Annotated in this window: 17 protein-coding genes and 1 pseudogene; 12 read left to right on the top strand and 6 right to left on the bottom strand. The window is 64.9% G+C overall.

Annotated elements, in window-relative coordinates; genetic code table 11:
* Positions 1-92: 92 nt before the first annotated feature.
* Positions 93-1,757 (top strand): ABC-F family ATP-binding cassette domain-containing protein, encoded by a 1,665-nt coding sequence (locus tag I6H87_RS20450; RefSeq protein WP_010812586.1) that lies wholly within the window; start codon positions 93-95, stop codon positions 1,755-1,757.
* A 193-nt stretch (positions 1,758-1,950) separates the two neighbouring features.
* Here I6H87_RS20450 and I6H87_RS20445 read toward each other — a convergent pair whose 3' ends face one another.
* The gene (locus I6H87_RS20445; protein ID WP_011616505.1) at positions 1,951-3,219 is read right to left on the bottom strand and encodes an MFS transporter; all 1,269 of its coding nucleotides are present in this window, start codon (positions 3,217-3,219) and stop codon (positions 1,951-1,953) included.
* Positions 3,220-3,327: 108 nt separating this feature from the next.
* Here I6H87_RS20445 and I6H87_RS20440 point away from each other — a divergent pair, with 108 nt between their 5' ends.
* Positions 3,328-4,215, top strand: coding sequence for a LysR substrate-binding domain-containing protein (locus I6H87_RS20440; RefSeq protein ID WP_010812588.1), 888 nt, complete (start codon positions 3,328-3,330; stop codon positions 4,213-4,215).
* Positions 4,216-4,551: 336 nt separating this feature from the next.
* A complete protein-coding gene (gene phaZ, locus I6H87_RS20435) occupies positions 4,552-5,790 on the top strand; it encodes a polyhydroxyalkanoate depolymerase (RefSeq protein ID WP_011616504.1) in 1,239 nt (412 codons plus the stop codon).
* A 1,160-nt stretch (positions 5,791-6,950) separates the two neighbouring features.
* Here phaZ and I6H87_RS20430 read toward each other — a convergent pair.
* Positions 6,951-7,835, bottom strand: coding sequence for a LysR family transcriptional regulator (locus I6H87_RS20430; RefSeq protein ID WP_011616503.1), 885 nt, complete (start codon positions 7,833-7,835; stop codon positions 6,951-6,953).
* A gap of 201 nt (positions 7,836-8,036) precedes the next feature.
* On the opposite strand from I6H87_RS20430, the gene argC reads away from it, so the two are divergent.
* Both argC and I6H87_RS20420 read left to right on the top strand, forming a co-directional pair.
* The gene (gene argC / locus I6H87_RS20425) at positions 8,037-8,990 is read left to right on the top strand and encodes an N-acetyl-gamma-glutamyl-phosphate reductase (protein WP_011616502.1); all 954 of its coding nucleotides are present in this window, start codon (positions 8,037-8,039) and stop codon (positions 8,988-8,990) included.
* Positions 8,991-9,265: 275 nt separating this feature from the next.
* Positions 9,266-9,370: pseudogene (locus I6H87_RS20420) on the top strand (MBL fold metallo-hydrolase); the annotation flags it as partial.
* Positions 9,371-9,476: 106 nt separating this feature from the next.
* Here the strand turns inward: I6H87_RS20420 and I6H87_RS20415 are convergent.
* The gene (locus tag I6H87_RS20415) at positions 9,477-10,373 is read right to left on the bottom strand and encodes a LysR family transcriptional regulator (RefSeq protein WP_010812593.1); all 897 of its coding nucleotides are present in this window, start codon (positions 10,371-10,373) and stop codon (positions 9,477-9,479) included.
* A gap of 113 nt (positions 10,374-10,486) precedes the next feature.
* On the opposite strand from I6H87_RS20415, the gene I6H87_RS20410 reads away from it, so the two are divergent.
* Genes I6H87_RS20410 through I6H87_RS20395 form a run of 4 tightly spaced genes read left to right on the top strand, consistent with a single transcriptional unit; the run spans position 10,487 to position 13,666 of the window.
* A complete protein-coding gene (locus I6H87_RS20410; RefSeq protein WP_011616501.1) occupies positions 10,487-11,494 on the top strand; it encodes a Bug family tripartite tricarboxylate transporter substrate binding protein in 1,008 nt (335 codons plus the stop codon).
* 20 nt (positions 11,495-11,514) lie between these two features.
* Positions 11,515-12,558 (top strand): Ldh family oxidoreductase, encoded by a 1,044-nt coding sequence (locus I6H87_RS20405; RefSeq protein ID WP_010812595.1) that lies wholly within the window; start codon positions 11,515-11,517, stop codon positions 12,556-12,558.
* Between the two features lie 22 nt (positions 12,559-12,580).
* Positions 12,581-13,318, top strand: coding sequence for an ABC transporter substrate-binding protein (locus I6H87_RS20400; RefSeq protein WP_011616500.1), 738 nt, complete (start codon positions 12,581-12,583; stop codon positions 13,316-13,318).
* Positions 13,319-13,357: 39 nt separating this feature from the next.
* A complete protein-coding gene (locus tag I6H87_RS20395; RefSeq protein WP_231881480.1) occupies positions 13,358-13,666 on the top strand; it encodes a DUF302 domain-containing protein in 309 nt (102 codons plus the stop codon).
* On the opposite strand, the gene I6H87_RS20390 is transcribed toward I6H87_RS20395, so the two are convergent.
* The 3 genes from I6H87_RS20390 to I6H87_RS20380 form a co-directional block, all read right to left on the bottom strand.
* Positions 13,603-14,739 carry a zinc-binding dehydrogenase gene (locus I6H87_RS20390; RefSeq protein ID WP_011616499.1) on the bottom strand — a complete coding sequence of 379 codons (1,137 nt, stop codon included), beginning with the start codon at positions 14,737-14,739 and terminating at the stop codon, positions 13,603-13,605. The two genes, I6H87_RS20395 and I6H87_RS20390, sit on opposite strands and share 64 nt — an antisense overlap.
* 314 nt (positions 14,740-15,053) lie before the next feature.
* Positions 15,054-16,022, bottom strand: coding sequence for a Bug family tripartite tricarboxylate transporter substrate binding protein (locus I6H87_RS20385; RefSeq protein WP_010812599.1), 969 nt, complete (start codon positions 16,020-16,022; stop codon positions 15,054-15,056).
* Positions 16,023-16,053: 31 nt separating this feature from the next.
* Positions 16,054-17,034 carry an amidohydrolase family protein gene (locus I6H87_RS20380; protein ID WP_011616498.1) on the bottom strand — a complete coding sequence of 327 codons (981 nt, stop codon included), beginning with the start codon at positions 17,032-17,034 and terminating at the stop codon, positions 16,054-16,056.
* 106 nt (positions 17,035-17,140) lie between these two features.
* On the opposite strand from I6H87_RS20380, the gene I6H87_RS20375 reads away from it, so the two are divergent.
* From I6H87_RS20375 to I6H87_RS20365, 3 genes are all read left to right on the top strand, one after another.
* Positions 17,141-18,106: a LysR family transcriptional regulator gene (locus tag I6H87_RS20375; protein WP_011616497.1), complete on the top strand. Its 966-nt coding sequence runs from the start codon at positions 17,141-17,143 to the stop codon at positions 18,104-18,106.
* Positions 18,106-19,419, top strand: coding sequence for a hypothetical protein (locus I6H87_RS20370; RefSeq protein ID WP_011616496.1), 1,314 nt, complete (start codon positions 18,106-18,108; stop codon positions 19,417-19,419). The genes I6H87_RS20375 and I6H87_RS20370 overlap by 1 nt, the downstream gene beginning before the upstream one ends.
* Before the next feature lie 343 nt (positions 19,420-19,762).
* Positions 19,763-20,647 (top strand): helix-turn-helix transcriptional regulator, encoded by an 885-nt coding sequence (locus I6H87_RS20365; RefSeq protein ID WP_010812603.1) that lies wholly within the window; start codon positions 19,763-19,765, stop codon positions 20,645-20,647.
* Positions 20,648-20,710 lie beyond the last annotated feature (63 nt).

The following is a 20,710-nucleotide window of genomic DNA, read 5'->3' as shown; positions in this document are numbered from 1 at the left end:
ATCTCAGCCATGAGCGCAAACGTCAACGCATCAGACTACAGCCCTGCACATCCGGTCGGCTATCATGCGAATCCTCTCTGAAGTAGCTCCCTATGATTTCCGTCCGTAATGTCACGCTGCGCCGCGGCGTCAATGTCGTACTCGACCGCGCGTCCGTCACCTTCAACCCCGGCGAAAAGATTGGTCTTGTCGGCCGCAATGGCGCCGGCAAGTCATCCTTCTTCGGCCTTCTCAACGGGACGCTACACGAAGACAGCGGTGAGTTCTCGATTCCCGCTGCATGGAAGATGGGCCAGGTCGCGCAGGAGATGCCGGAGACCGGGCAGAGCGCGACCGACTTCGTAGTCGAGGGTGATACCGTGCTGTTGGCCGCGCAGGCCGAAGTAGCCGCCGCCGAGGTCAGCGACGACGGCATGCGCATGGCGCACGCCTACATGGCCCTGCACGACGCCGGTGCACACGATGCCCCCGCGCGTGCCCAAGCGCTGATCCTCGGCCTTGGCTTCAGTGCTGCGCAGCTTAGTCAGCCGGTCAACAGTTTCTCCGGCGGCTGGCGCATGCGACTGCAACTGGCGCGCGCGCTCATGTGCCCGTCCGACCTGCTGCTGCTCGACGAGCCGACCAATCACCTCGACCTCGACGCGCTGGTCTGGCTGGAAGCCTGGCTCAAGCGCTATCAGGGAACCCTGGTAGTGATCAGCCACGACCGCGAATTCCTCGATGCGGTGACGCAGGTGACGGTGCACGTCGACAACGCCAAGCTCGTGCGTTATGGCGGCAACTACAGCAAATTCGAAGACATGCGCGCTGAGCAACTCGTATTGCAGCAGGCCGCGCTGGCCAGGCAGGCGGACAAGATCGCCCACCTGCAGAAATTCATCGACCGTTTCAAGGCCAAGGCCTCGAAGGCGAAGCAGGCGCAGAGCCGGGTCAAGGCGCTCGAACGCATGGAGAAGATCGCACCGGTACTTGCCGACGCAGAGTTCAACTTCGAGTTCAAGGAGCCGCTCAACGTCCCGAACCCGCTGTTGTCGATGCTGGACGCGAGCTTTGGCTACCCGGCGCCGACCGGCGCACTGCCGGGCACGCCGCCCACGATCATCGTGCGGGGCATCAACCGTTCCGTGCTGGCCGGGCAGCGCATCGGCATTCTCGGTGCCAACGGCCAAGGAAAGTCCACGCTGGTGAAGACGGTGGCGCACGCGCTGGCACCGATTGCCGGCGAAATCAGCGAAGGCAAAGGCCTGAATATCGGCTACTTCGCACAGCAGGAACTCGACGTGCTGCGCCCGCTCGACACGCCGATGGAGCACATGATCCGCCTTGCCAAGGACACGCCGGCGCACATGCGCGCTCCCGGCCAGAGTGGCACCGAACAATCCCTTCGCACCTTCCTCGGCACCTTCAACTTCAGTGGCGACATGGTCCATCAGGCGGTTAGCACGATGAGCGGCGGCGAGAAGGCGCGGCTCGTGTTGTGCATGATCGTGTGGCAGCGTCCCAACCTGCTGCTGCTCGACGAGCCTACCAACCACCTCGACCTGGCCACCCGCGAAGCGCTAGGCATGGCGCTCAACGAATTCGAAGGCACAGTGATGCTGGTCAGTCACGACCGGGCCCTGCTGCGCGCCGTATGCGATGAGTTCTGGCTGGTCACCAAGGGCGGCGTCGAGCCCTTCGACGGCGATCTGGACGATTACCAGCAGTTCCTGCGCGACGAAGCCCGTCGCCTGCGCGAGCAGCCTGCCGCAGTGTAGAAGGTCATCGCCTGAAATGGTGGGACCCAGGCATGAGCTTTACAGGATTCAGCGCGAAGGTCGCCATTGAGCGCCTCGTGATTGATATGGCGAGTTCCGAAATCCCGTCGCAGTGGTTCTCCTTTTCAGAACCCTGCGCATGCCTATTAATGGGAAGCTGCTCGCCGGTCGAAGCAGTGACTGGAAACGTCAGTCAGTTGCCGGGACCATCGCCAGCCCGGGGAAAAAGCGGCCACGCCGTCGCCGCGCAGGCCCCGGCCAGGAGCCAGACGCCGGCCCAGCCGCCGCTATCGAGCAGTAGCGGAATCGCCGCAGGGGCAGCGAAGTACGCGGCGAAGACCAGCGTATTGGCCAGTCCGAGGGCCGTACCCGCCCGCTCCGCGCCCGCCTGCGTCGCCAGTTCGGTGTAGGCAACCCCATGCCAGGCCGAAACCGCGATGCCAGCCAGCACGACCGCGACCATGGTCAGCGTCGCAGGAACACCCTGCCCGACCGCCGCGCAGAGGGCCAGCGGCACGAACATCAGCGCGGCGATCAGCGTGCAATGGCGCAGCCATGCACGGCGGTTGCCACGCCGATCGGTATGGCGGCCGCTCCAGATCCGCATCGCCATCGCGCCGAGCTGCACAGCGCAAAGGGTGGCGGCGATGCCCGACACAGCCACATGGGCCGCATCGTGCAGGAACACCGAGGCGAAGCTCAAGACCGCGAACTGGGGCGCGCACAGGATGCCGATGGCCAACGCAATGCGCCAGACCCGCAGGCTGCGCAACGGGCTGGCATTGTCATGCGCATGGCGTCGTGCCGACGCGGGGGCAGCGAGATGCGTGGGTTCGTGCAGCCATCGCCAGGTCAGCCAGGCAGAGGCAAGGCAGAACGCGGCCAGGACTGCGTACACCCAGCGAAAGCCCATGGCAAAGGCCAGCCACGGCAACACGAGCGCCCCTAGCCCGCCGCCGAGGGGCACCGCCGTCTGGCGGATACTCATCGCCAGGCCGCGCTCGCCGTCGGCGAACCATCGCATCACCGCCCGCCCGCTGGCCCCGTTGACGCTGCCGCCCGCCAGTCCCAGCAGCGCCATGCAGGCCATCGCCACCGGCAAGGACGGCACGCGATCCGGCCTTGGGGCCAGGAACAGTGCCATCACCGCCAGTATGAGAGCGGTGGCGCCGAGCCCGTACAGCAGGACGCGACGGTCGCCCCACCGGTCGGCCGCTGCGCCCCACGGCAGTTCGGACAACGCGGCGCCGATGCCCAACGCACCAAGCAGCAGGCCAAGCCCCCCGTTGTCGATCTGATAGGCGCTGCGCAGCCACACCGCGGTGGCGGGCAACCCGTTGGCGGCAGCGATGAAGCTGGCGTTCGCGGCAACGCCGACGCCCAACACTTTCCAGCGATGCGAAGCGGCGGAAGCCGCGAGGGAATTGCCACCAGGGCGGGCAAAACAGACGGACTCGGCCACGACGGCCCTCCGATAAGGCTGTTGACAGGGCGTCAGTATTGCAACCAATATTCGTCTTGAAAATCAGAAAGTTTGGGACCAATTGTTTCGTTTTTCCGCACGATTGCCATGACGTCGAATCTTGATATTGCCGCGCTGCGCAGCTTGATCGCCGGCATCGACCTGGGCAGCTTCGCGCGCGCTGCGGAGCAGGTCGGGCGCTCCACTTCGGCCGTCAGTGCGCAGATTCACAAGCTCGAGGACATGGCAGGCACGCCGCTGTTTCGCAAGGCCGGCCGGACCCTGGAACTTACCGAGGCGGGGAGTCTGCTGCTTGGCTACGCGCGCAGAATCGTTGCCCTGAACGACGAAGCTGCCGCGGCCGTGAAAGGGGTGGACCTGTCCGGCGGCGTGCGATTGGGACTGCAGGAAGAGTTCGGCGAGGCAATGCTGCCGGAGGTGTTGGGGCGGTTTGCGCGAGCGCATCCGAAGGTCCGGGTCGAAGCCATGGTGGCGCGCAATCACGATTTGTTCGCCCGCATCCAGGCGCGGACGCTGGATCTCGCGCTGGTCTGGGGCGGCGCGGATGGCGCTCGGACGGCAAGAGAGCCCGGCGCCGATATCGCCGTGGTCGGCGAACCGCCGATGTGCTGGGTCGGACCGGCTGCGCTGCCGTGGCACATCGAGCCCGGCCAGCCGATACCGCTGGCGGCGTTCGACCGGCCCTGCCATTTCCACGATGCCGCCACGGCGGCATTGGACCGCGCCGGAATCCCCTGGCGCGTCTCGTTCACCAGCCCCAACCTTGGTGGCCTGTGGGCCGCCGCGGCAGCCGGACTTGGGTTGGTGGTCCGCACGCCCTACGGCTTGCCGGCATCGCTGCGGCAACTTGGGGCTGCCGAAGGATTGCCGCCGCTCGGCAAGATGCCCCTGATGCTGCTGCGCGCGCCGGGACCCGCGTCCGAGGTATCGCAGCGCCTGGCTGACATCATGCTTGAGGCGTTGCGTCCAGTGTGATGGCGGCGGCGGGATGGCTGGTCACGCCCTATCGGATCGGCGGTGAACCATCGAATTCCGGCCGTTCACGTAACAGGATGCGGAAGACCGGTACGGGGTCGCAAGCAAGCGGGCCCCGCCAGCGGCGCGGCGCTTGATGTTTGGCGTTGCAGCAAGGCCTGTCCGACATATAGTGAAATCCTGGCCCGTGTTTATGACTGCACGTTCCCCCCCCGCGGTGACACCTGTTGCCATGGAGAGGCACATCGACCCCGGCAGCATGCCCATCGCCGTGAGCAACACAGCGCGGATGTCATTGCCAGCCGGAATCTTGTGCGCGTTCCTACGGGAGTCTTCATGCTGTACCAGCTCGTCGAGTATCAGCGCGCGCTGCTCGCGCCATTCACCGCATGGGCGGCGAGCGCAGCAAATGCGTTCATCGATCCGGCCAGCCCCTTCGCGTATGTCCCGGGCGCATCGTGCTTTGCTGCTGGCTATGAGATGCTCTACCGGCTCGGCAGGACCTGCGAGAAGCCGTCGTTTGGCATCATCACCGCCATCCGGCGCGACGGCCACGTCATCGCGGTGGCTGAGCAGGTCATCGTGGAAGGGCCGTTTTGCCGGCTGCTGCGCTTCGCACCCGACATGGGCGCGCTTGACCCTTGCACCGCACCGACGCCGCCGGTGCTGGTCTGTGCGCCGCTGGCGGGCCATCATGCCGTCATGCTGCGTGAAGTCGTGCAGGCCTTGCTGCCCGAGCATGTCGTGTATGTGACGGATTGGAACGATGCGCGTCGCGTGCCGGTGGCCGAAGGACCGTTCCACCTCGATGACCAGGTGGCCCACCTGCAGGCCTTTATCCGTCGGATCGGGGCGGAACCGCTACATGTGCTGGCCATCTGTCAGGCCACCGTGCCAGCGCTGGCTGCGGTTTCCCTGTTGGCGAGCGCGGGTGAGCCGACGCCCAGGAGCCTCATCCTGGTGGGCGGCCCGGTCGATGCACGCCGCAGCCCGACTGCACTCGGACGTCTGGCCGCGCGCCACTCTCTCGCGTGGTTTCAGCGTAACCTGATCTATGCGGTACCGCAGCCCTACCCGGGTGCCGGACGCAAGGTGTGCCCAAGCTTTCTGCAACTTGCCGGCTTGGCGGCGGCACAGCCAGAACGTCTGGGGGAGGCTTATTGGGACTATTGCCTGGATCTCGTTCGCTGCGACCCCGTGCGTGCCAAGGAGCACCGGCGTGCCTGCGATGCCTACCACGCGGTGCTCGACATGGCGGCCGAGTTTTACCTGGACACCATCCAGCTCGTGTTCCAGGAATTTCAGTTGGCGCGCGGCAGCTGGCAGGTGCGGGGCGAGGCAGTACGGCCACAGGACATCCGTACCACCGCACTGCTGACCATCGAGGGCGAACAGGATGAGATTTCCGGCCGGGGCCAGACGCAGGCCGCGCACGATCTGTGCCAAGGCATCGCCGCATGCGACAAGCGGCACCTCACGGCCCGCCAGTGCGGCCACTATGATCTGTTCTGCGGGCCTCGCTGGTGCACCGACGTCTACCCCCGCATCCGCGATCTGACCGGGCACGATACTTAGCATCGCCTGCCCGCGGGCAGGCGCAAGCGATCACCCAGTCAAGGGTTGTGCAATCCCTATTGGGGAACAAGAACTCGCGGTGGCCAGCTCAGGGCTGGCTCTCGGGCGCCGATGCAGGACGGCCACGCGTTGCCGCGGCGGAAGCGCCTTGGCCGCCGGCACGCCCCTTGCTGCGGTCAACCTTGCCGTGCGCTTCGCTCTTGTCTTTCTTGGCACTCTCGCCGGAAGCTCCGCTGGCGGCCTGCACAGTTGGCTCCGCGCGCCTGCCAGTGTCAGTCCCCGGTGTTGGAGGCGAACCGTAGCGACCGCCCTGCGCCCACGCCGCAACGGCCGTTAGCGAAAGGGCGGCGAGGAAAGCTAGCTTTTTCATTGCTGTCTCCTTTCCTGTGGGATCGCCTTTCACGGTAGACGCTCGCGCTGTAAACACAAGCCTGCGAACCCAATAGCGCTCAAGTAGCTGCAAACTCTGCTCCGCGCCGGCGTGCGATGAGGGTGCACGCGAGTTCAAGAATGACGCTGACCCTCCGGCGCCGACGACACATCGTGCGTGATCTGCCCCACGCCCAGCTTGTTCACGCGTCATCGCGCAGTCGGTAGTGGTACCGGTGATCGCTGATGCCGACACAGACTATGGCAACGAACTGAACGTCACGCGCCGGCGCGTACTTCGATCGTGAAGAAGTGATCGAGTGCCTGTACGGGACCGGCCGGCCCATCGACCGAGCCGCCGGGCGCGAAGCCGACCAGCCGCTGCAGGTCCCTACTTGCCGCCGACGCCGACCTTGCCGCGCCCGACCTTTCGATGCGGCACACTGGGGCGTAGCCTCTTCCTGGAGCCAGCCGTCAGCGTGACGTGCTCCGCAGGGTAGCGGGGGGTCCTGTGCGGCGCGGCCTGATGGGCGGAATGGCCCGGATCGATGCGCTTGATAGCTGACATGACTGACACCTCCTCAGAGGATTCTAGTCCGAAACTGCACGGCGCTTATGCCGCCCGTCGCTAGCAGCCCCATGGGCGCTGAGCTTGGGGCGCTCACCAGTGAGGGGCCCATGACCGCAACATGCAGACAGGCGCGGCAAATGTCTCCATCAATGCAATCGAGGACACGATCAACGCGTGGCGGCGCCGCGCACAGCCGCCGGCCGACGTGTGGCCAACGGCACTATCCCGCCCGCAGCGCCCACAGGGCCTCCCGTACGTATTCCGTGGCGCGTTCTACCCGCTCCCCGCTGTGCGCCAACCCCAGTCGCCGCCACAACGCCGGCCGCAGCGGCCGCATCACTATGCGCGCATCCGGCGCCGGCGTGGTGACCTCGTGTGGCAGCAGGGCCGCGCCATAGCCGGCCGCCACCAGGCTCTTGATGGCGTCGTTGTAGTTGAGCTGAATCCGCGGCGCCGGCCTGTGGCCACCGCTGGCGAACCACTCGGCGGTCAGGCGCGACAGGCGCGTGGTGCCGTCATTGAGGATCAGCGGGCGCGTTGCCAGCCAGGCCGGCGTGATGCGCGCCGGGCAGGGCCAGCTCGCTGGCAGGAAAGCCCGTACCGGATCGCGCCGCCAAGGGCGGATGGTCAGCCCCGCCACGCGCGCCTGTGGCAGTGCCACCAGACCGATCTCCAGCGTGCCGGCGGCCAGCCGCGCCAGCGTCTCCTCCGAGGTAAGCACGGCCACCTGCACGTCGATGTCGGGATGCCGCTCCGCCAGCATGGCCAGCGCCTGCGGCAGCAGGTGGGCGATGGCCCCGGTCGAGGCGCCGAGGCGCACGCGGCCGGTCAACCCCTGCACCTGACGCTGCACGTCGTCCAGCGCAAGGTCGGCATCGGCCAGCAGGCGGCGGGCGCGATCGACCAGGGTCTCGCCAATGGACGACGGACGCACCTCACCGCGCCTGCGCGTCAGCAGTTGCGCACCGACACGGGCTTCCAGCTCGGCAATGTGAAGGCTGACGGTGGGCGGAGCCAGGTGCAACGCGCGCGCGGCTTCGGCGAAGGAACCCAGATCGGCGATGGCGACGAGGGTACGCAGGCGGTCCAGGCTGATCTCGCGCATGGGGCGGCACTCCGGTTAAGGGCGTATCTGCTGACGAGGAATATCGTTCAGGAAACGTGAATTTCATCGTCATGAAATTCAACTTCTTCGATTCTAGCCGGTGGCGCAAGATGGCGCTTCCTGTACCGGCCGCACCAACGCAGAGCTGATGCTGAACCGGCCGGGGCCGCCACTTTCACGCCACTGCCAAGGATCCATCCCATGCGCTACCCTCTTGTTTTCATCGACGGCGACCAGGGCACCACCGGCCTTCAGATCCACGAGCGCCTGCGCGGACGCGACGATCTGCGCCTGCTGACACTGCCCGCCGGCCAGCGCAAGGATGCGCGCGCCCGCGCCGACGCCATCAACGGCTGCGACATCGCCATCCTGTGCCTGCCGGACTCCGCCGCACGCGAGGCGGTGGCGTCCATCGTCAACCCTGCGGTGCGTGTGATCGACGCCAGTTCGGCACACCGCACGCAGCCCGGCTGGACCTACGGCTTTCCCGAGATGACCGCCGGCCAGGCGCAGCGCATCGCGGGCGCGCTGCGCGTCAGCAATCCGGGCTGCTATCCCACCGGGGCGATCGGCCTGTTGCGCCCCCTGGCGGAGGCCGGCCTGCTGCCGCACGACTACCCCATCGCCATCCATGCGGTGTCGGGTTATTCGGGTGGCGGCCGCATCGCCGTCGATACCTACGAGGGACCGGAGGCCACCCGGGCCCTGCCCTTCCAGGTCTACGGCCTGGACCTGGCGCACAAGCACACGCCTGAAATCCGGCAGCACGCGGGCCTGGCACGGCGCCCCGCCTTCGTGCCGGCCTACGGCGCCTTCCGGCAAGGTATCGTACTGACGGTGGCGCTGGAGTTGGACCTGCTGGCACCCGGCACGGACGTCGGCAGGCTGCACGCCTGCCTGCTCGACCACTACGCCAACGCCCGCCATGTCGAGGTGATGCCGCTAGCCGAATCGGCCGCCGCTACTCACCTCGACCCGCAGGCACTGAACGGCACCAACGACCTGCGCCTGGGCGTGTTCGCCAACTGCGAGCACGGGCAAGTGCTGTTGGCAGCGGTGTTCGACAACCTCGGCAAGGGTGCTTCGGGGGCGGCAGTGCAGAACCTCGACCTCATGCTGGCCGGGGTGGCGGCGGAGGTTCACCGGGCCGCCTGAAGCCTACCCAGCGTCGAAATAAGAAGCGGGCCGGCAGCTTCCCGGCTTCCGGCCCGCCTGGTGCGATCGGGTCAATCACGCGTGATTCGGCGCGTCTGTGAATCCGCATGCCACGCATGGCGTGGATGCGTTCGTGATATTTCCGCATGCGCTCGTACTGACGCAGGAGCAATTGTTGCCGTTCGGTCAACATACTGAGGGCCTTCGCGATGCTACTGGCGTTCGCCCCCGCTGCCTACAATCGGTTGCAACGATGGTTGCACAAGACGTGCGACGGTCGAGGCCTGGCTGCGGTCACCGACATCGTGATTACGCATATGCACATGGATCACGTCGGGGGCCTGAACGTGGATGGCGTCAAGGCCAAACTGCGCCCGGACGAGCCTGGGTCGGCCATTCTCGGTCGATCATCGCTTCCTTCCCGAGTGACCATGGGTGCTCTGACACCGGTGGTCACTGACACGGCAGTAACTTCGTGCCACGCGCCTAGGGTTTCGCTGTTCCTCTTCGGATAAGCATGTCAAAGAGAAACTGAGCGGCCGGCGCCAACGGGCGTCCTCGTCGCGAGATCAATCCCAACGTTCGAGTTATCACTGGGTCAGTCAGCGGGATCGCAAGCAGACCACTGCTGGACTTCGGCGGCAAAGCCATTCGAGGCACAACACCGATTCCCAGGTCGGCCTGGACCAGGCTTACCAAGGCGGGAACATGATTTACCTCGCAGTACCATCGCGGTCTTACCGGCAGCCGCGCAAGGGCCTGGTCGATCAGGAAGCGGTTGCCGCTGCCTTGCGCGAGCGTAATGTAGTCAAAGCCTTCAAGGTCTTTCCATTTGACGCTTCTTCGCGTCGCCAGCGGATGCCCCTTGCGACAGGCGACAACGAACGCCTCTTCAATCAAGGGGCAGAAATCGATGTCAGGCTCCTGCGTCCCGATATAGGTCAGGCCGAAATCCGCATCGCCGCGCGTGACCGCGAGAAGGACATCCCCGGAAGACTCGTCAATGATGCGGATCCGTATCCCCGGATAGCGCTCGTGATACGGCCCCACGACAGAGGGCAGGAAATGCCCGACCGCAGACGGTACGCATGCAAGCGTCACCTCGCCCGACAGCCGATCGGCAACGGTCTGGATGCCGAGCATGGCCTCTTCCAGCTCGTTGATGACGTTTCGCGCCTTGTGCACAAACATGCGGCCCAGGGTAGTCAATTCGACTTTCCGGGTGGTCCGCGTGAACAGCGCGACGCCAAGCGCTTCTTCCAGTTTATCGACGCGACGCGACAGTGCCGACTGCGACAGGAACATCGCATCGGATGCCGCCTTGAAGCTGCCCAGATCGGCTACGGCCAGGAACGCTCGCAAGTCCGCCAAATCGAAATTCATGTGTCTTACGCAAGAATACTTGTGATCTTTGCACTTTACACTGGAATCCGGTCAGCGTGATCATTCGCCCTATGGATGGAACGAAACACTGTCCTGACCAAGCAGGAGACACAATGCCCAACAAAGTACAAGAGCCGTTACGGCGCATGTCGCGCCGTAACGCCCTAGCCGCCCTCGCGATCCCGCTAGCCACTGCACTGATTCCCGCACAGGCGCAGACCTGGACACCCGCCAGGCCGATCCGGCTGATTGTCCCGTATGGGCCCGGCGGAAGCTCGGACGCCATTGCCCGCGTCATCGCGGCAGAGATGTCGAAGAATCTGGGCCAACAGATCGTGGTGGACAACAAGGGCGGCGGCCAGGGTGTCATCGCCATGCAGGAGACCGCACGCGCAGCGCCTGACGGATACACACTGGTTCTCGGCCACGTTGGCACGCTTGCCGTCAATCCCGCCATGATGCGCAAGCTTCCCTACGATCCTCTGAAGGACTTCACGCCGGTGACTTTGCTGGCGAAAGTGCCGATGGTGTTCGCGGTGGGGCCTACCGTCCATAGCGATTCCATCAAGGCATTCATCGCCCAGGCCAAGACGAAGCCTGGTGCCATGACCTATGGATCGGCGGGCAACGGAAGCGCTGGCAACGTTGCCTTCGAGATGCTCAAGCAGACTGCGCATATCGATCTTGTGCACGTGCCATACAAGGGCACCGGCGCCCAGATTTCCGACTTGCTCGCCGGAAACATCGACGCCGCATCGGCGGGCCTGGCGGGGATCCTGCAACACGCCAAGGCGGGCAAGCTGCGCATCCTCGCCGTTGGATCGTCACAGCGCCTCGCGCCGATTCCCAACGTTCCCACCATTGCCGAGGAAGGCTACCCGGGATTTGAAAGCTCGCAATGGTTTGGGCTGATGGCGCCAGCGCGCACGCCAACGCCGGTGGTCAGCCGCCTGCATGCCGAGGCAGTCAAGGCCCTGGCCACCCCGCTGGTGCGACAACGACTTGCCGAGGACGCAAGCACGCCTGTCGGCGCGGGCAGCGCCGAATTTGCGTCATTCATTCGTGCCGAGCAACAACGCTGGGGCACCGTCATCCGCAGCGCGGGAATCCAGGCAAACTAAGTCTTCCGAGAATATCCAGCATGCAACAAGATCGAATCACTGTATCCGAAGCCGAACTCCGCCAGCTCGGAGTGCGCGCGTTCCAGGGCCTGGGCCTGACCGAAGGGGACGCCATCGATGTCATTGACATCCTGGTACTTGCAGACCTCTTCGGGCTCAGCACCCATGGACTGTCTCGCATTGAATCCTATGGCGAACGGCTCCAGTCCGGCGGTATCTCGGCACGCCCCACCATTACAGTCGAGCGCGCCGCGCCAGCGCTGGTGAAGGTCGATGGTGGCAACGCAGTCGGCCCGCTCGCTGGCATGAAGGCGCTGCGCGCCGCCATGGAAGTCGCCGAAGAATTCGGCATCGGCATGGCCTTCGTCCGGGGCAGCAATCATTTCGGGCCAGTTTCACCGTACAGCTACATTGCGGCGGAAGCAGGATTCGCCAGCATGATTGGCAGCAACGCCACGACGACCATCGCGCCATGGGGTGGAAGCGACGCACGCCTGGGCAACAGCCCGCTGGGTTTCGGCGTACCGGGGCATGACGGCCGCCACTTCCTGCTGGACATGGCCATGAGCGTGGCCGCACGCGCCAAGATTCGCAATGCGCTCAAGGCAGGACAATCCATCCCGGATTCATGGGCTACCGACGCGCAAGGACGACGGACCACCGATCCCAAGGCTGCCCTCGATGGCTTCCTGCTTCCGATTGGCGGGCACAAGGGCTATGGACTGGCACTGATGGTCGATCTTTTCGCAGGACTGCTGTCGGATGCGGCGTACCTGACTCACGTCAAGTCGTGGGTCGATGCACCCGACCAGCCCCAGAACCTGGGCCATTTCTTTATCCTGGTTGATACCCGGCGACTGGGATCGGCCCAATGGCTGGCTGCCCGCATGCAAGACTTTGCGGCGATCCTCCACGGTAGCGCACCCGCGGAGCCTGGCAAGCCTGTCATTGTTCCCGGAGAGATCGAACTCGACAAGCTGGCGCGTCAGCGCGAAAAGGGCATTGCCATGGATCCAGCGGTGAAGGCGCTACTGGATCGACATGCCAACGCAAAGACGAACTGAAATGGCACACGCCGGAAGCATCATGACAAGTCAATATGCAAGGCTCGCAGCGGAGCTTGCGCCGACGGGAATCCTTCGCGCATCCATCAACGTAGGCAACCCTATCCTGGCAAACCTCGATGCCGGCGGCAATCCATTCGGCGTTTCAGTGGACCTCGCCCGTGAGCTTGCCAGTTGCCTGGGTGTTCCGCTTGAGCTTGTCGTATTTGACTCAGCGGGGAAGTCGGTCGAGGCCGTCACGGCCGAACAGGCGGACTTCGGATTCTTTGCCGTCGACCCGGTCCGGGGGGCCGGCATCGCATTCTCCGAACCCTACGTGCTGATCGAAGGCGCGTATTTGGTGAAGGAGGAATCCACCGTCAAGGCCAACGAAGAGGTCGATCTTGCCGGACGCCGTGTCGTGGTAGGAAAAGGGAGCGCCTACGATCTTTATCTCACTCGTACGCTGCAACATGCACACATCGTGCGCGCGCCGACGTCCCCGGCCGTTGTGCAAACATTCCTGGAGCAAAGCGCGGACGTGGCTGCAGGGGTGCGACAGCAATTGGAAGCAGATGCCAAGCGCACTGCGGGCCTGAGGTTGTTGCCGGGCCGGTTTATGGTCATACAGCAAGCCATGGGCCTCCCCATAGCCCGCAGCGCTGAAGCCGTGGAATGGCTACGGCGGTTCGTCGAGCAGATGAAGGCCTCCTGCTTCGTTTCGGACGCTCTCAGGCGTCACGGAATCGAGGGCGCGTCCGTCGCGCCCGCAAAATCATAGCCTGCACGCAACGCCGGGCTGGCAATGCCGGCGACGCAGGTGCTGATCTATGACAACGCCAGGCGGGGAACGCCATTGATGCTCGCCGCACCCAGCGTTGCGCTGGACTTGCCCCTGCGCGTGCTGGTGCGCGATGACTGCCAGGGCAGCACCTGGATGAGCTGCCACACCGCCGCGGAACTGGAAAGCGCCCTCCCATTGCCGGCCGGCAGCGCCGCGCCGCCGGCTGTGGCGCAGCGGCTGATTCTTGACACGGGTGGGCGCGCAAGGCGCCCCACGGTGATTTATCCGGCCAGGCCCTTGTTCGGGTTGATCAGGTACTTCTCCCCCGTCGCGCGCTTGTTGTAGACGGCGATCACGTCCAGGTCCAGCACCTCGGCCAGCGAGATCTCTTTCGAGTAGTGGCTGGCAAAGGTGGTCTTCAGCTCCGCCATCACGCGTTGCTTCAGCGCGTTGGCCCGCTCGCGCCCGATCTTCTGCAGAAACGGGAACAGCAGCCAGCCGCCCATGCCCCACGCCATGCCGAAGTTGCGGTTGAACTCGGTCGGGCTTGTGTCCAGGCCGCCGTAGAGATAGACCTGCTTGTGGGTGGTCGAGCCATAGCGGCTGTATTCGCGGGCCGTCTTGTTCAAGGCCGCTTCCATGCAGGTGAGGATCTGGCCGCCGAGCTTGCCGCCGCCCGTGGCGTCGAACGCGATCGTTGCGCCAGTGGCGACGAGTGCTTCGGTGAGGTCCTGCATGAACGTGGGCGACGCGGCGTTGCAGACGTGGACCGCGCCTTGTGCCTTGAGCAGGTCCGCCTGCTCTTGCTTGCGCACGATGTTCACCAACTTGATGCCATCCTTGAGACAGATCTGATTGAGCATCTGGCCCAGGTTGGAGGCCGCGGCGGTGTGCACCAGGGCGCTATGTCCTTCGAGGCGCATGGTCTCGACCATGCCCAGTGCGGTGAGTGGGTTGACGAATGACGACGCGCCGTCAGCAGGCGTGGCGCCTTCGGGCAGGACCAGGCACTGGTCCGCGGAAATGCAGCGGTACTGCGAGTACATCGCGCCGCCGATGGCAGCCACGGTCTTGCCCATCAAGGCTTGCGCCGCAGGGGACGAGCCTGCATCGACGACCACGCCCGCGCCCTCATTGCCAACCGGCATGGACGCATCCAGGCGGCCCGCCATGCTGCGCATCGCGCCTTCCGGAACGCGCGCGGTGACGATGGGGCGCTCTGCCGTGCCGCTGGCCTTGGCCGTGCTCATGTCGGCCGCACCGAACAGCAGGCCGAGATCGGACGGGTTGAGGGGGGAGGCTTCAATGCGGATGAGCACTTCATCCGGACCAGGGTGCGGCGTGTCGATGCTGTCTAGCGACAGCTCGAGTTCACCGCTGCTCTTGATTTGCGAACGAAGTTGAAGTGCGGTGTGCATTCGATGTCTCCTTGGTCTGTCGGTTTGCGGTGAGCGCGGCAGCAGCAGGGGGCTGTTTTCGCCAGCAGTCAGCAATGTAGCAAGTTCCTGCGAATGCCGTACTGGGCCGGAAATTCAGGTCATGCGTCGGCCGACAGGCCATCATGCATCGCACTGATAACGGTGGATATGCCAATCACCTGGCGGTCAGCCCTGTTGCGCTTTACGTTCCAGTCGCCGGCTCGACTCGGACTGAAGGAAACGATTGACCCGCCTGTGCGGGACCGGCCGGCCCACGAGCGCGGCCAGCCCCTGCATGCTGCACGGCGGCAACATCATTCGGCCTTGTAGCCCGATGCCTTGATGGGCCGCTCCCAGCGCCTGAGGTCGGCGACCTGGGTCTCGCCAAGTTGCTGCGGGCCGGCGTAGTTCGCATTCAGGCCGATCTCGCGGATGCGCGCCTGGAGATCGGGCGCCTTGAGCACTTCGGCGATCGCGTCGGACAGGCGCTTGACCTTGTCGGCCGGCAGGCCTGCCGGGGCGAACAGGCCGACGAAGGCCTCAGCTGTGGCGTCGATTCCGGACTCCTTGAGCGTGGCCACGTCGGGCAGCGCCGGCGATCGCGCGTTACCCGTGACCGCGAGGATGCGCAGGCGGCCCGCGCGGTGATGCTCGATGGTCTCCGATATCGTGTCCACCATGATGGGAATCTGTCCGCCCAGCAGATCGGACACTGCCGGCGCGCCGCCCTTGTAGGCAACGTGCGTGAGCGGCACGCCTGAGGCCTGCGACAGCAGCACGCCCGCAAAGTGCGGCACGGTGCCTGCGCCCGAAGTGCCGTAGTTGGCGCGGGCCGGGTTGGCCTTGAGCCAGTTCAGCACCGCGCGGATGTCGCCGGCCGGCGCCGCCGGACCCGCCGTCACCGCGAAGTCGAAGGTCACCACGCGCGCGATGGGCGTGAAGTCCTTCACCGGGTCGTAGTTGAGGTGGTATAGCCATGGCGAGATCACCAACGCGCCGCTGGGTGAAATGACCAGCGTGTTGCCGTCGGCCGGCGCGCGCTTTGCTTCCCCAAGCACCAGGCGACCGCCGGCTCCGGGCTTGTTCTCGACGATCACCTGCTGGCCGAGCGGCAGGCGCAGGCGCTCGGCCAGCAGCCGCGCCACGACATCGACCGAGCCGCCGGGCGCGAAGCCGACCAGCAGCTTGAGGGGGGGCTTGTCCTGGGCAAGGGCGCCCATGGGCAGCGCGGCGGCCAGCGCCATGGTTGCAGCCACCCGATTGAAAACGCGTCGCTTCAACATGCTGAGAGTCTCCTTGGTCAGCCGAAGTCGATCAGAAACCGAATACTCGCATGGCATTGCCCGAACGCACGGCGTCGCGCTGCGCGGCGGGCAGCCGCTCGGTATTGGCGAAGGACCCGCGCGTGTCGTGAACCTGGTGCGGCCAGTCGGTGCCGAACATCACCCGGTCGGCGCCGACGACCGAGATCAGGAACTCCAGCGAAGCCGGACTGTACGAGATGCAGTCGTAGTGGATGTGGCGCAGGTAGTCGATGGGCGTGCGCTGCATCTTGCGCCGCTGGGGGATCTCGACCTCGTGGCCCTTCCCGAAACGGCCGGCCAGGTAGGGCAACGCACCGCCCGCATGCGAGGCGATGATCTTGAGGTTGGGGTATTGGTCGAAGAAGCCCTCGAAGATCATGCGCGTGATGGCGAGCGTGGTGTCGAACATGAAGCCCACCGACCAGCTCAGGTCGAACTTGGTCATGTCCATCAGGTCGGCGCCCGGCGGGTCGGTGGGGTGCACCAGCACCGGCAGCGCGCGGCGGTCGATTTCGGCCCAGATGGGTGCGAAGGCCGGGTCGGTCAGGCTGCGGCCGGCGATGTTGGCCAGCACCATGACGCCGCTCGCACCGTTGTCGCAGGTGCGCTTGAGCTCGTCGAGCGCGCGCTGCGGGTATTCCCACGGCAGCGACGTGAACCAACGCAGCCGGCTCGGGTGATCGGCCTGCGCCTGCGCCAGCGAATCGTTGGATTCGCGCGCCGCTTCGCAGCTGGTTTCCTCGTCGCCCCAGAACACATTGGGGCAAGTCAGCGACATGACTGAGATATCGATGCCGGCCGCGTCCATGTGCTGGATGCGCAGATCGTAGTCGAAGTGTCCTTTCTGTGGGATGACCACGGGCGTGTCGCCACGGAATACCTCGTGCTGGCCGTCGGGGCGCTGCTGGATGTTGTAGAGGCCGCCCTTGCGCTTGAGCAGCTCCAGCCAGGGCTTTGTGAAGATGTGGGTGTGGACATCGATGACAGGCATCTAGGGGGCTCCTGTGGTGTGTGAGTGACGGATGTCTAGACACTACTGTAGTGATCTGGCATAAACGTATTGGCAGATATCTTGATACCAGGATAAGTAAATACTTATGCCCGACCGACTCACCGCCCTGGCCCTTGAAACGCTGGGCCGCATGCGCTCACGCCTGAAGGCGCGCCAGCTCAACCTGCTGGTCGCGCTGAGCGAGTACGGCTCGCTTTCCCGCGTGGCGCAGGAATGGGGGGTGACCCAGCCCTACTTGACGCAGATGCTGGCCGAGGTCGAATCCATGATGGGCACTGCTCTGTTCACGCGGCAACGCGGTGGCGTCACGCCCACGCCGGTGGGGTGCATCGCGATCTCGCGCGCATCGCGCCTGCTGGTCGACCTGCAGGACTGGGCCAACGACATGGCCGCAGCCCGCCTGGGCTTCACCGAGCGGCTCAGCATCGGCGTGATCCACTACCTGTCCGGCCAGTTGCTGTGCGACACGCTCTCGCACACGCGCGAGCAGGTCGGGCCGTTCGTGTTCTCGGTGGAGGAAGCCAGTAGCGACCGCCTGCTGGCGCTGCTTCGCGAGCACAGGCTCGAAGGCGTGGTGGCACGCGCGCGCGGCGCGGCACAGGTGCGTGACCTGCGCTGCGACATCCTGTTCCGCCAGCGCCCTGCGCTGGTGTGCCACCTCAAGACTGCCAGGCATCTGGGCAAGCGCGCGCTGGACTGGCACGAGCTCGCCACCATGGACTGGGTCCTGCCGCCCGCGGGAACGGCGCTGGGTGCCTCGGTGCTGGACCTCTTCCTGCACGTGGGCGAAGAGCCACCGGTGCCGGCCATCGAAACCCATTCGCTCAAGATCGTCGGCCGCATGATCGAGCGCAACCCGTCGATGGTGGCCATCGTGCCTGCCGACGTGGCGCACGATCTGTCCACCCGCGCGCACGTGGCCAGCGTGCCCTGCGACCTGGAGTGGCCGCTGCCGCCGGTGGCGCTTTACCGGCGCCAGGGTGCGGGTGACTCACCTACCATGGCGACTTTTGTGCGCACGCTGAAGACTCTGTGCAAGGAACGGTTCTGATGACCGCCAGTCACCTCTTCCCGACCTCCCCAATGTCCGCATCTCCCGAACCAACACCGTCCCGACAACTCTCCGACCAGCAACTGGTGCAGGAAATCTGTTCGGCTCCCAATGCGCTGGAAGCCCACCGCCGGTTCGAGAAGAACGCGGCCGCCTTGGAGGAATGGCAGATCATCTTTGCGGAGGAGAGCAACGCCGGATCCATCAAGCTGCTGGATCGGACACTAGGCCCCGCCGGCGTTGCGACGTCTGTATTCCGCGGGAAATCGCTATGGCTGATGGACGCGCCATTTGTCTCGCAATCCGGGCCAATGGGCTTTCACGGCGGCTCGGCCATGTTCGTAGACTCCAATGCGGCCACCTATATTCGCAAGATCGCCTACCAGGACAACCCGTCTCCGGAAGCGTTGAACCGGGCTGATCTGATCAACCAGATCGGACCAAGGCTGCAACAGCTCAACCCCTATCTGTATCTGTGGGAGGCGCTCCGGTCCTGGAACGATGAGACGGTCGCCAGATGCAAAGAGTCAGTAGCCGCGATCCATGCGCTGTCGTCCTCCGGCAGCAAGCTGACTGCGGAATGGGGTCGGCGCTTCCGCGCGGAGTTCCGTGAGAGTGCAGAGAATTTTGCCACCGGCCTGATGGCGGAATTCGAACGGAACCTGAAGGCTGGGCTTTTCGCCGGCCTGGAGGACCAGCTCGATCTGATGGAGGCGATCCTGGTTCGGAGCCAGATCATCGAGCTGAGTTCCAACAAGGCCAAGGAGCACAAGCTGGCGCAGTTGGTCGAGTACATGCACGAAGAACTGTCCACAATCATGCTACGGGAGCTGATCGTCTGCGGTGACATCCTGCTGCGCAGCAACCGATCAAGGATCTCCAGGAAGCTCAATTCCATCCAGAACCATGCCGATCCCCTCGCGCTGATCAGAAACTGCGCTTGGGACATGTACATTCCTCGCGCCCTGGATGCCTTGACCTCCGTCACTCCTGACCAGGCTCCTCACGTGGACTTTTATGTGGCGGAGGTGCTCAGCTTCGACGGCGACGTATCAGACATCATCAACACCACGAAGTTGAGGGCGATCGCCGTGCATCGGCCTTCGAAGAAGAACTTCCCGTTCTTCGATAGCGATGTGGCCGAGTGGTTGGGCAACCGCCTCGGGCCGAAACGCATGGACGCGCTGTCGGACTACTTCCTGCCGGAAGCCTTCATGGATCGAGCCAGGCGCCGGCCCTCAACGTCGGTCCGGTCCATTCTGGAAGCAGACCGCGAGGAGCTGATGCAGTTGATCCGGCAAAAGAAGGGTTGAACTCGAAACCGGGCCGCCCAGACTGTTGGCAATTTGCTGCATGGCCCGGCCCCCTCGACTGCCGAAGCCGCCCCCTGCAGTAGTCGAGAGGCTGCTCAGGGTCGGAAGCGGCAGTTTGCTGGAACGCCACCAAACCGCTAAAACGACCACAAGCTGTATATACTCGCTCCACACATAGCGCACGACCTGCCGCCAAGGCAGTAGCGAAAGGTGACGGTACAAAAAGATGAAAAATACCGTATATCTCGCCTTGCCCGCGATGTTGGGAGCGGGTTGACCCGCGCCAACCATGGGCCAGACTCCTCCACGCACCCAGTTGCTGGCAACAACGGCCGGCGGCACCATGCCAGCGATCCCTACCACGCCGCGCTATGGCAGCGCGACTTCTCACTGGGACGGCTTTGTACTGGAGCGCCACCTGCTGCCCGCCGGCGCCCTGGACACCACGGTCATGCCCGTGCACTGCCTGGCCGTCCCGATCGGCCGGCATCCCGTCGCGATCCGCTGGCACGTCAACGGGCGGCGCCTGGACGGGGCGATGGCGCCAAACCAGGTCTATTTTCGCGCCGCAGGCGATGCGCTTTCCAGCGCCTGGTCAGCCCCGCTGGATGCCATCTATTTTTCCGTGCGGCCCGATGCCGTTGTCCTGGCGCATGAACAGACGCACGAACGCAGCGCGCCCGAGCTGCGCTCGGACTTCGCCGGCGGCGCCGACAATGGCCTGGTGCAACTGGTGCTGGCGCTGGACGCCCATGTCCGGGGCGGCAGCGTGGGCGGCAGCCTGCTCGACCAATCCTTGCTGCTGGCCATCAGCCTGCGCGTGGGCCTCCTCTATGGCGGCGGGAGGCAGGACGCAAGCGCTCTGGCAGGGCAACGGGGCCTTTTGTCCAGGCACACGCTGGCGCGGCTGGACGATTTCATCCTCGCCCACCTGTCTCAGCCGCTCACCATCGACGCGATCGCCGCAGCGGTTCATATCAGCCCCTTCCACCTGTGCCGGATGTTCCGCAAGACGCGCCAGGTCAGCCTTTGGCAATACGTGCTGAGTTGCCGCGTCGAGTATGCGCGCAAACTGATACGGCGCCACCCCGATATGTCCCTGTCCGATGTGGCGGCCGCAAGCGGGTTCGATTCCTACACACAATTCTTCGCTGCCTTCCGCAAGTTCAGCGGGGCATCGCCAAGCGATTTCCGCCGCAATGCGCATGTGCAGGCCAGGCAAGCCTGACCTGACAGCCGACGCACAAGCCTGCTCCCCAGAATTATTCGCAAGAAACCGCAAGTACGGGCG

The organism is Cupriavidus necator (genome assembly GCF_016127575.1).
Lineage (GTDB): Bacteria > Pseudomonadota > Gammaproteobacteria > Burkholderiales > Burkholderiaceae > Cupriavidus > Cupriavidus necator_D.
Note: the sequence above shows the minus strand (reverse complement) of the source record. Positions and strands in the feature narration are given on the sequence as shown.

What these genes read in the sequence shown, in the direction of transcription:
- I6H87_RS20450 (WP_010812586.1), top strand. Translation starts at nt 93, where the DNA reads ATGATTTCCGTCCGTAATGTCACGCTGCGCCGCGGCGTCAATGTCGTA.
- I6H87_RS20440 (WP_010812588.1), top strand. Translation starts at nt 3,328, where the DNA reads ATGACGTCGAATCTTGATATTGCCGCGCTGCGCAGCTTGATCGCCGGC.
- phaZ (WP_011616504.1), top strand. Translation starts at nt 4,552, where the DNA reads ATGCTGTACCAGCTCGTCGAGTATCAGCGCGCGCTGCTCGCGCCATTC.
- I6H87_RS20430 (WP_011616503.1), bottom strand. Translation starts at nt 7,835, where the DNA reads ATGCGCGAGATCAGCCTGGACCGCCTGCGTACCCTCGTCGCCATCGCC.
- argC (WP_011616502.1), top strand. Translation starts at nt 8,037, where the DNA reads ATGCGCTACCCTCTTGTTTTCATCGACGGCGACCAGGGCACCACCGGC.
- I6H87_RS20415 (WP_010812593.1), bottom strand. Translation starts at nt 10,373, where the DNA reads ATGAATTTCGATTTGGCGGACTTGCGAGCGTTCCTGGCCGTAGCCGAT.
- I6H87_RS20410 (WP_011616501.1), top strand. Translation starts at nt 10,487, where the DNA reads ATGCCCAACAAAGTACAAGAGCCGTTACGGCGCATGTCGCGCCGTAAC.
- I6H87_RS20405 (WP_010812595.1), top strand. Translation starts at nt 11,515, where the DNA reads ATGCAACAAGATCGAATCACTGTATCCGAAGCCGAACTCCGCCAGCTC.
- I6H87_RS20400 (WP_011616500.1), top strand. Translation starts at nt 12,581, where the DNA reads ATGACAAGTCAATATGCAAGGCTCGCAGCGGAGCTTGCGCCGACGGGA.
- I6H87_RS20390 (WP_011616499.1), bottom strand. Translation starts at nt 14,739, where the DNA reads ATGCACACCGCACTTCAACTTCGTTCGCAAATCAAGAGCAGCGGTGAA.
- I6H87_RS20385 (WP_010812599.1), bottom strand. Translation starts at nt 16,022, where the DNA reads ATGTTGAAGCGACGCGTTTTCAATCGGGTGGCTGCAACCATGGCGCTG.
- I6H87_RS20380 (WP_011616498.1), bottom strand. Translation starts at nt 17,034, where the DNA reads ATGCCTGTCATCGATGTCCACACCCACATCTTCACAAAGCCCTGGCTG.
- I6H87_RS20375 (WP_011616497.1), top strand. Translation starts at nt 17,141, where the DNA reads ATGCCCGACCGACTCACCGCCCTGGCCCTTGAAACGCTGGGCCGCATG.
- I6H87_RS20370 (WP_011616496.1), top strand. Translation starts at nt 18,106, where the DNA reads ATGACCGCCAGTCACCTCTTCCCGACCTCCCCAATGTCCGCATCTCCC.
- I6H87_RS20365 (WP_010812603.1), top strand. Translation starts at nt 19,763, where the DNA reads ATGCCAGCGATCCCTACCACGCCGCGCTATGGCAGCGCGACTTCTCAC.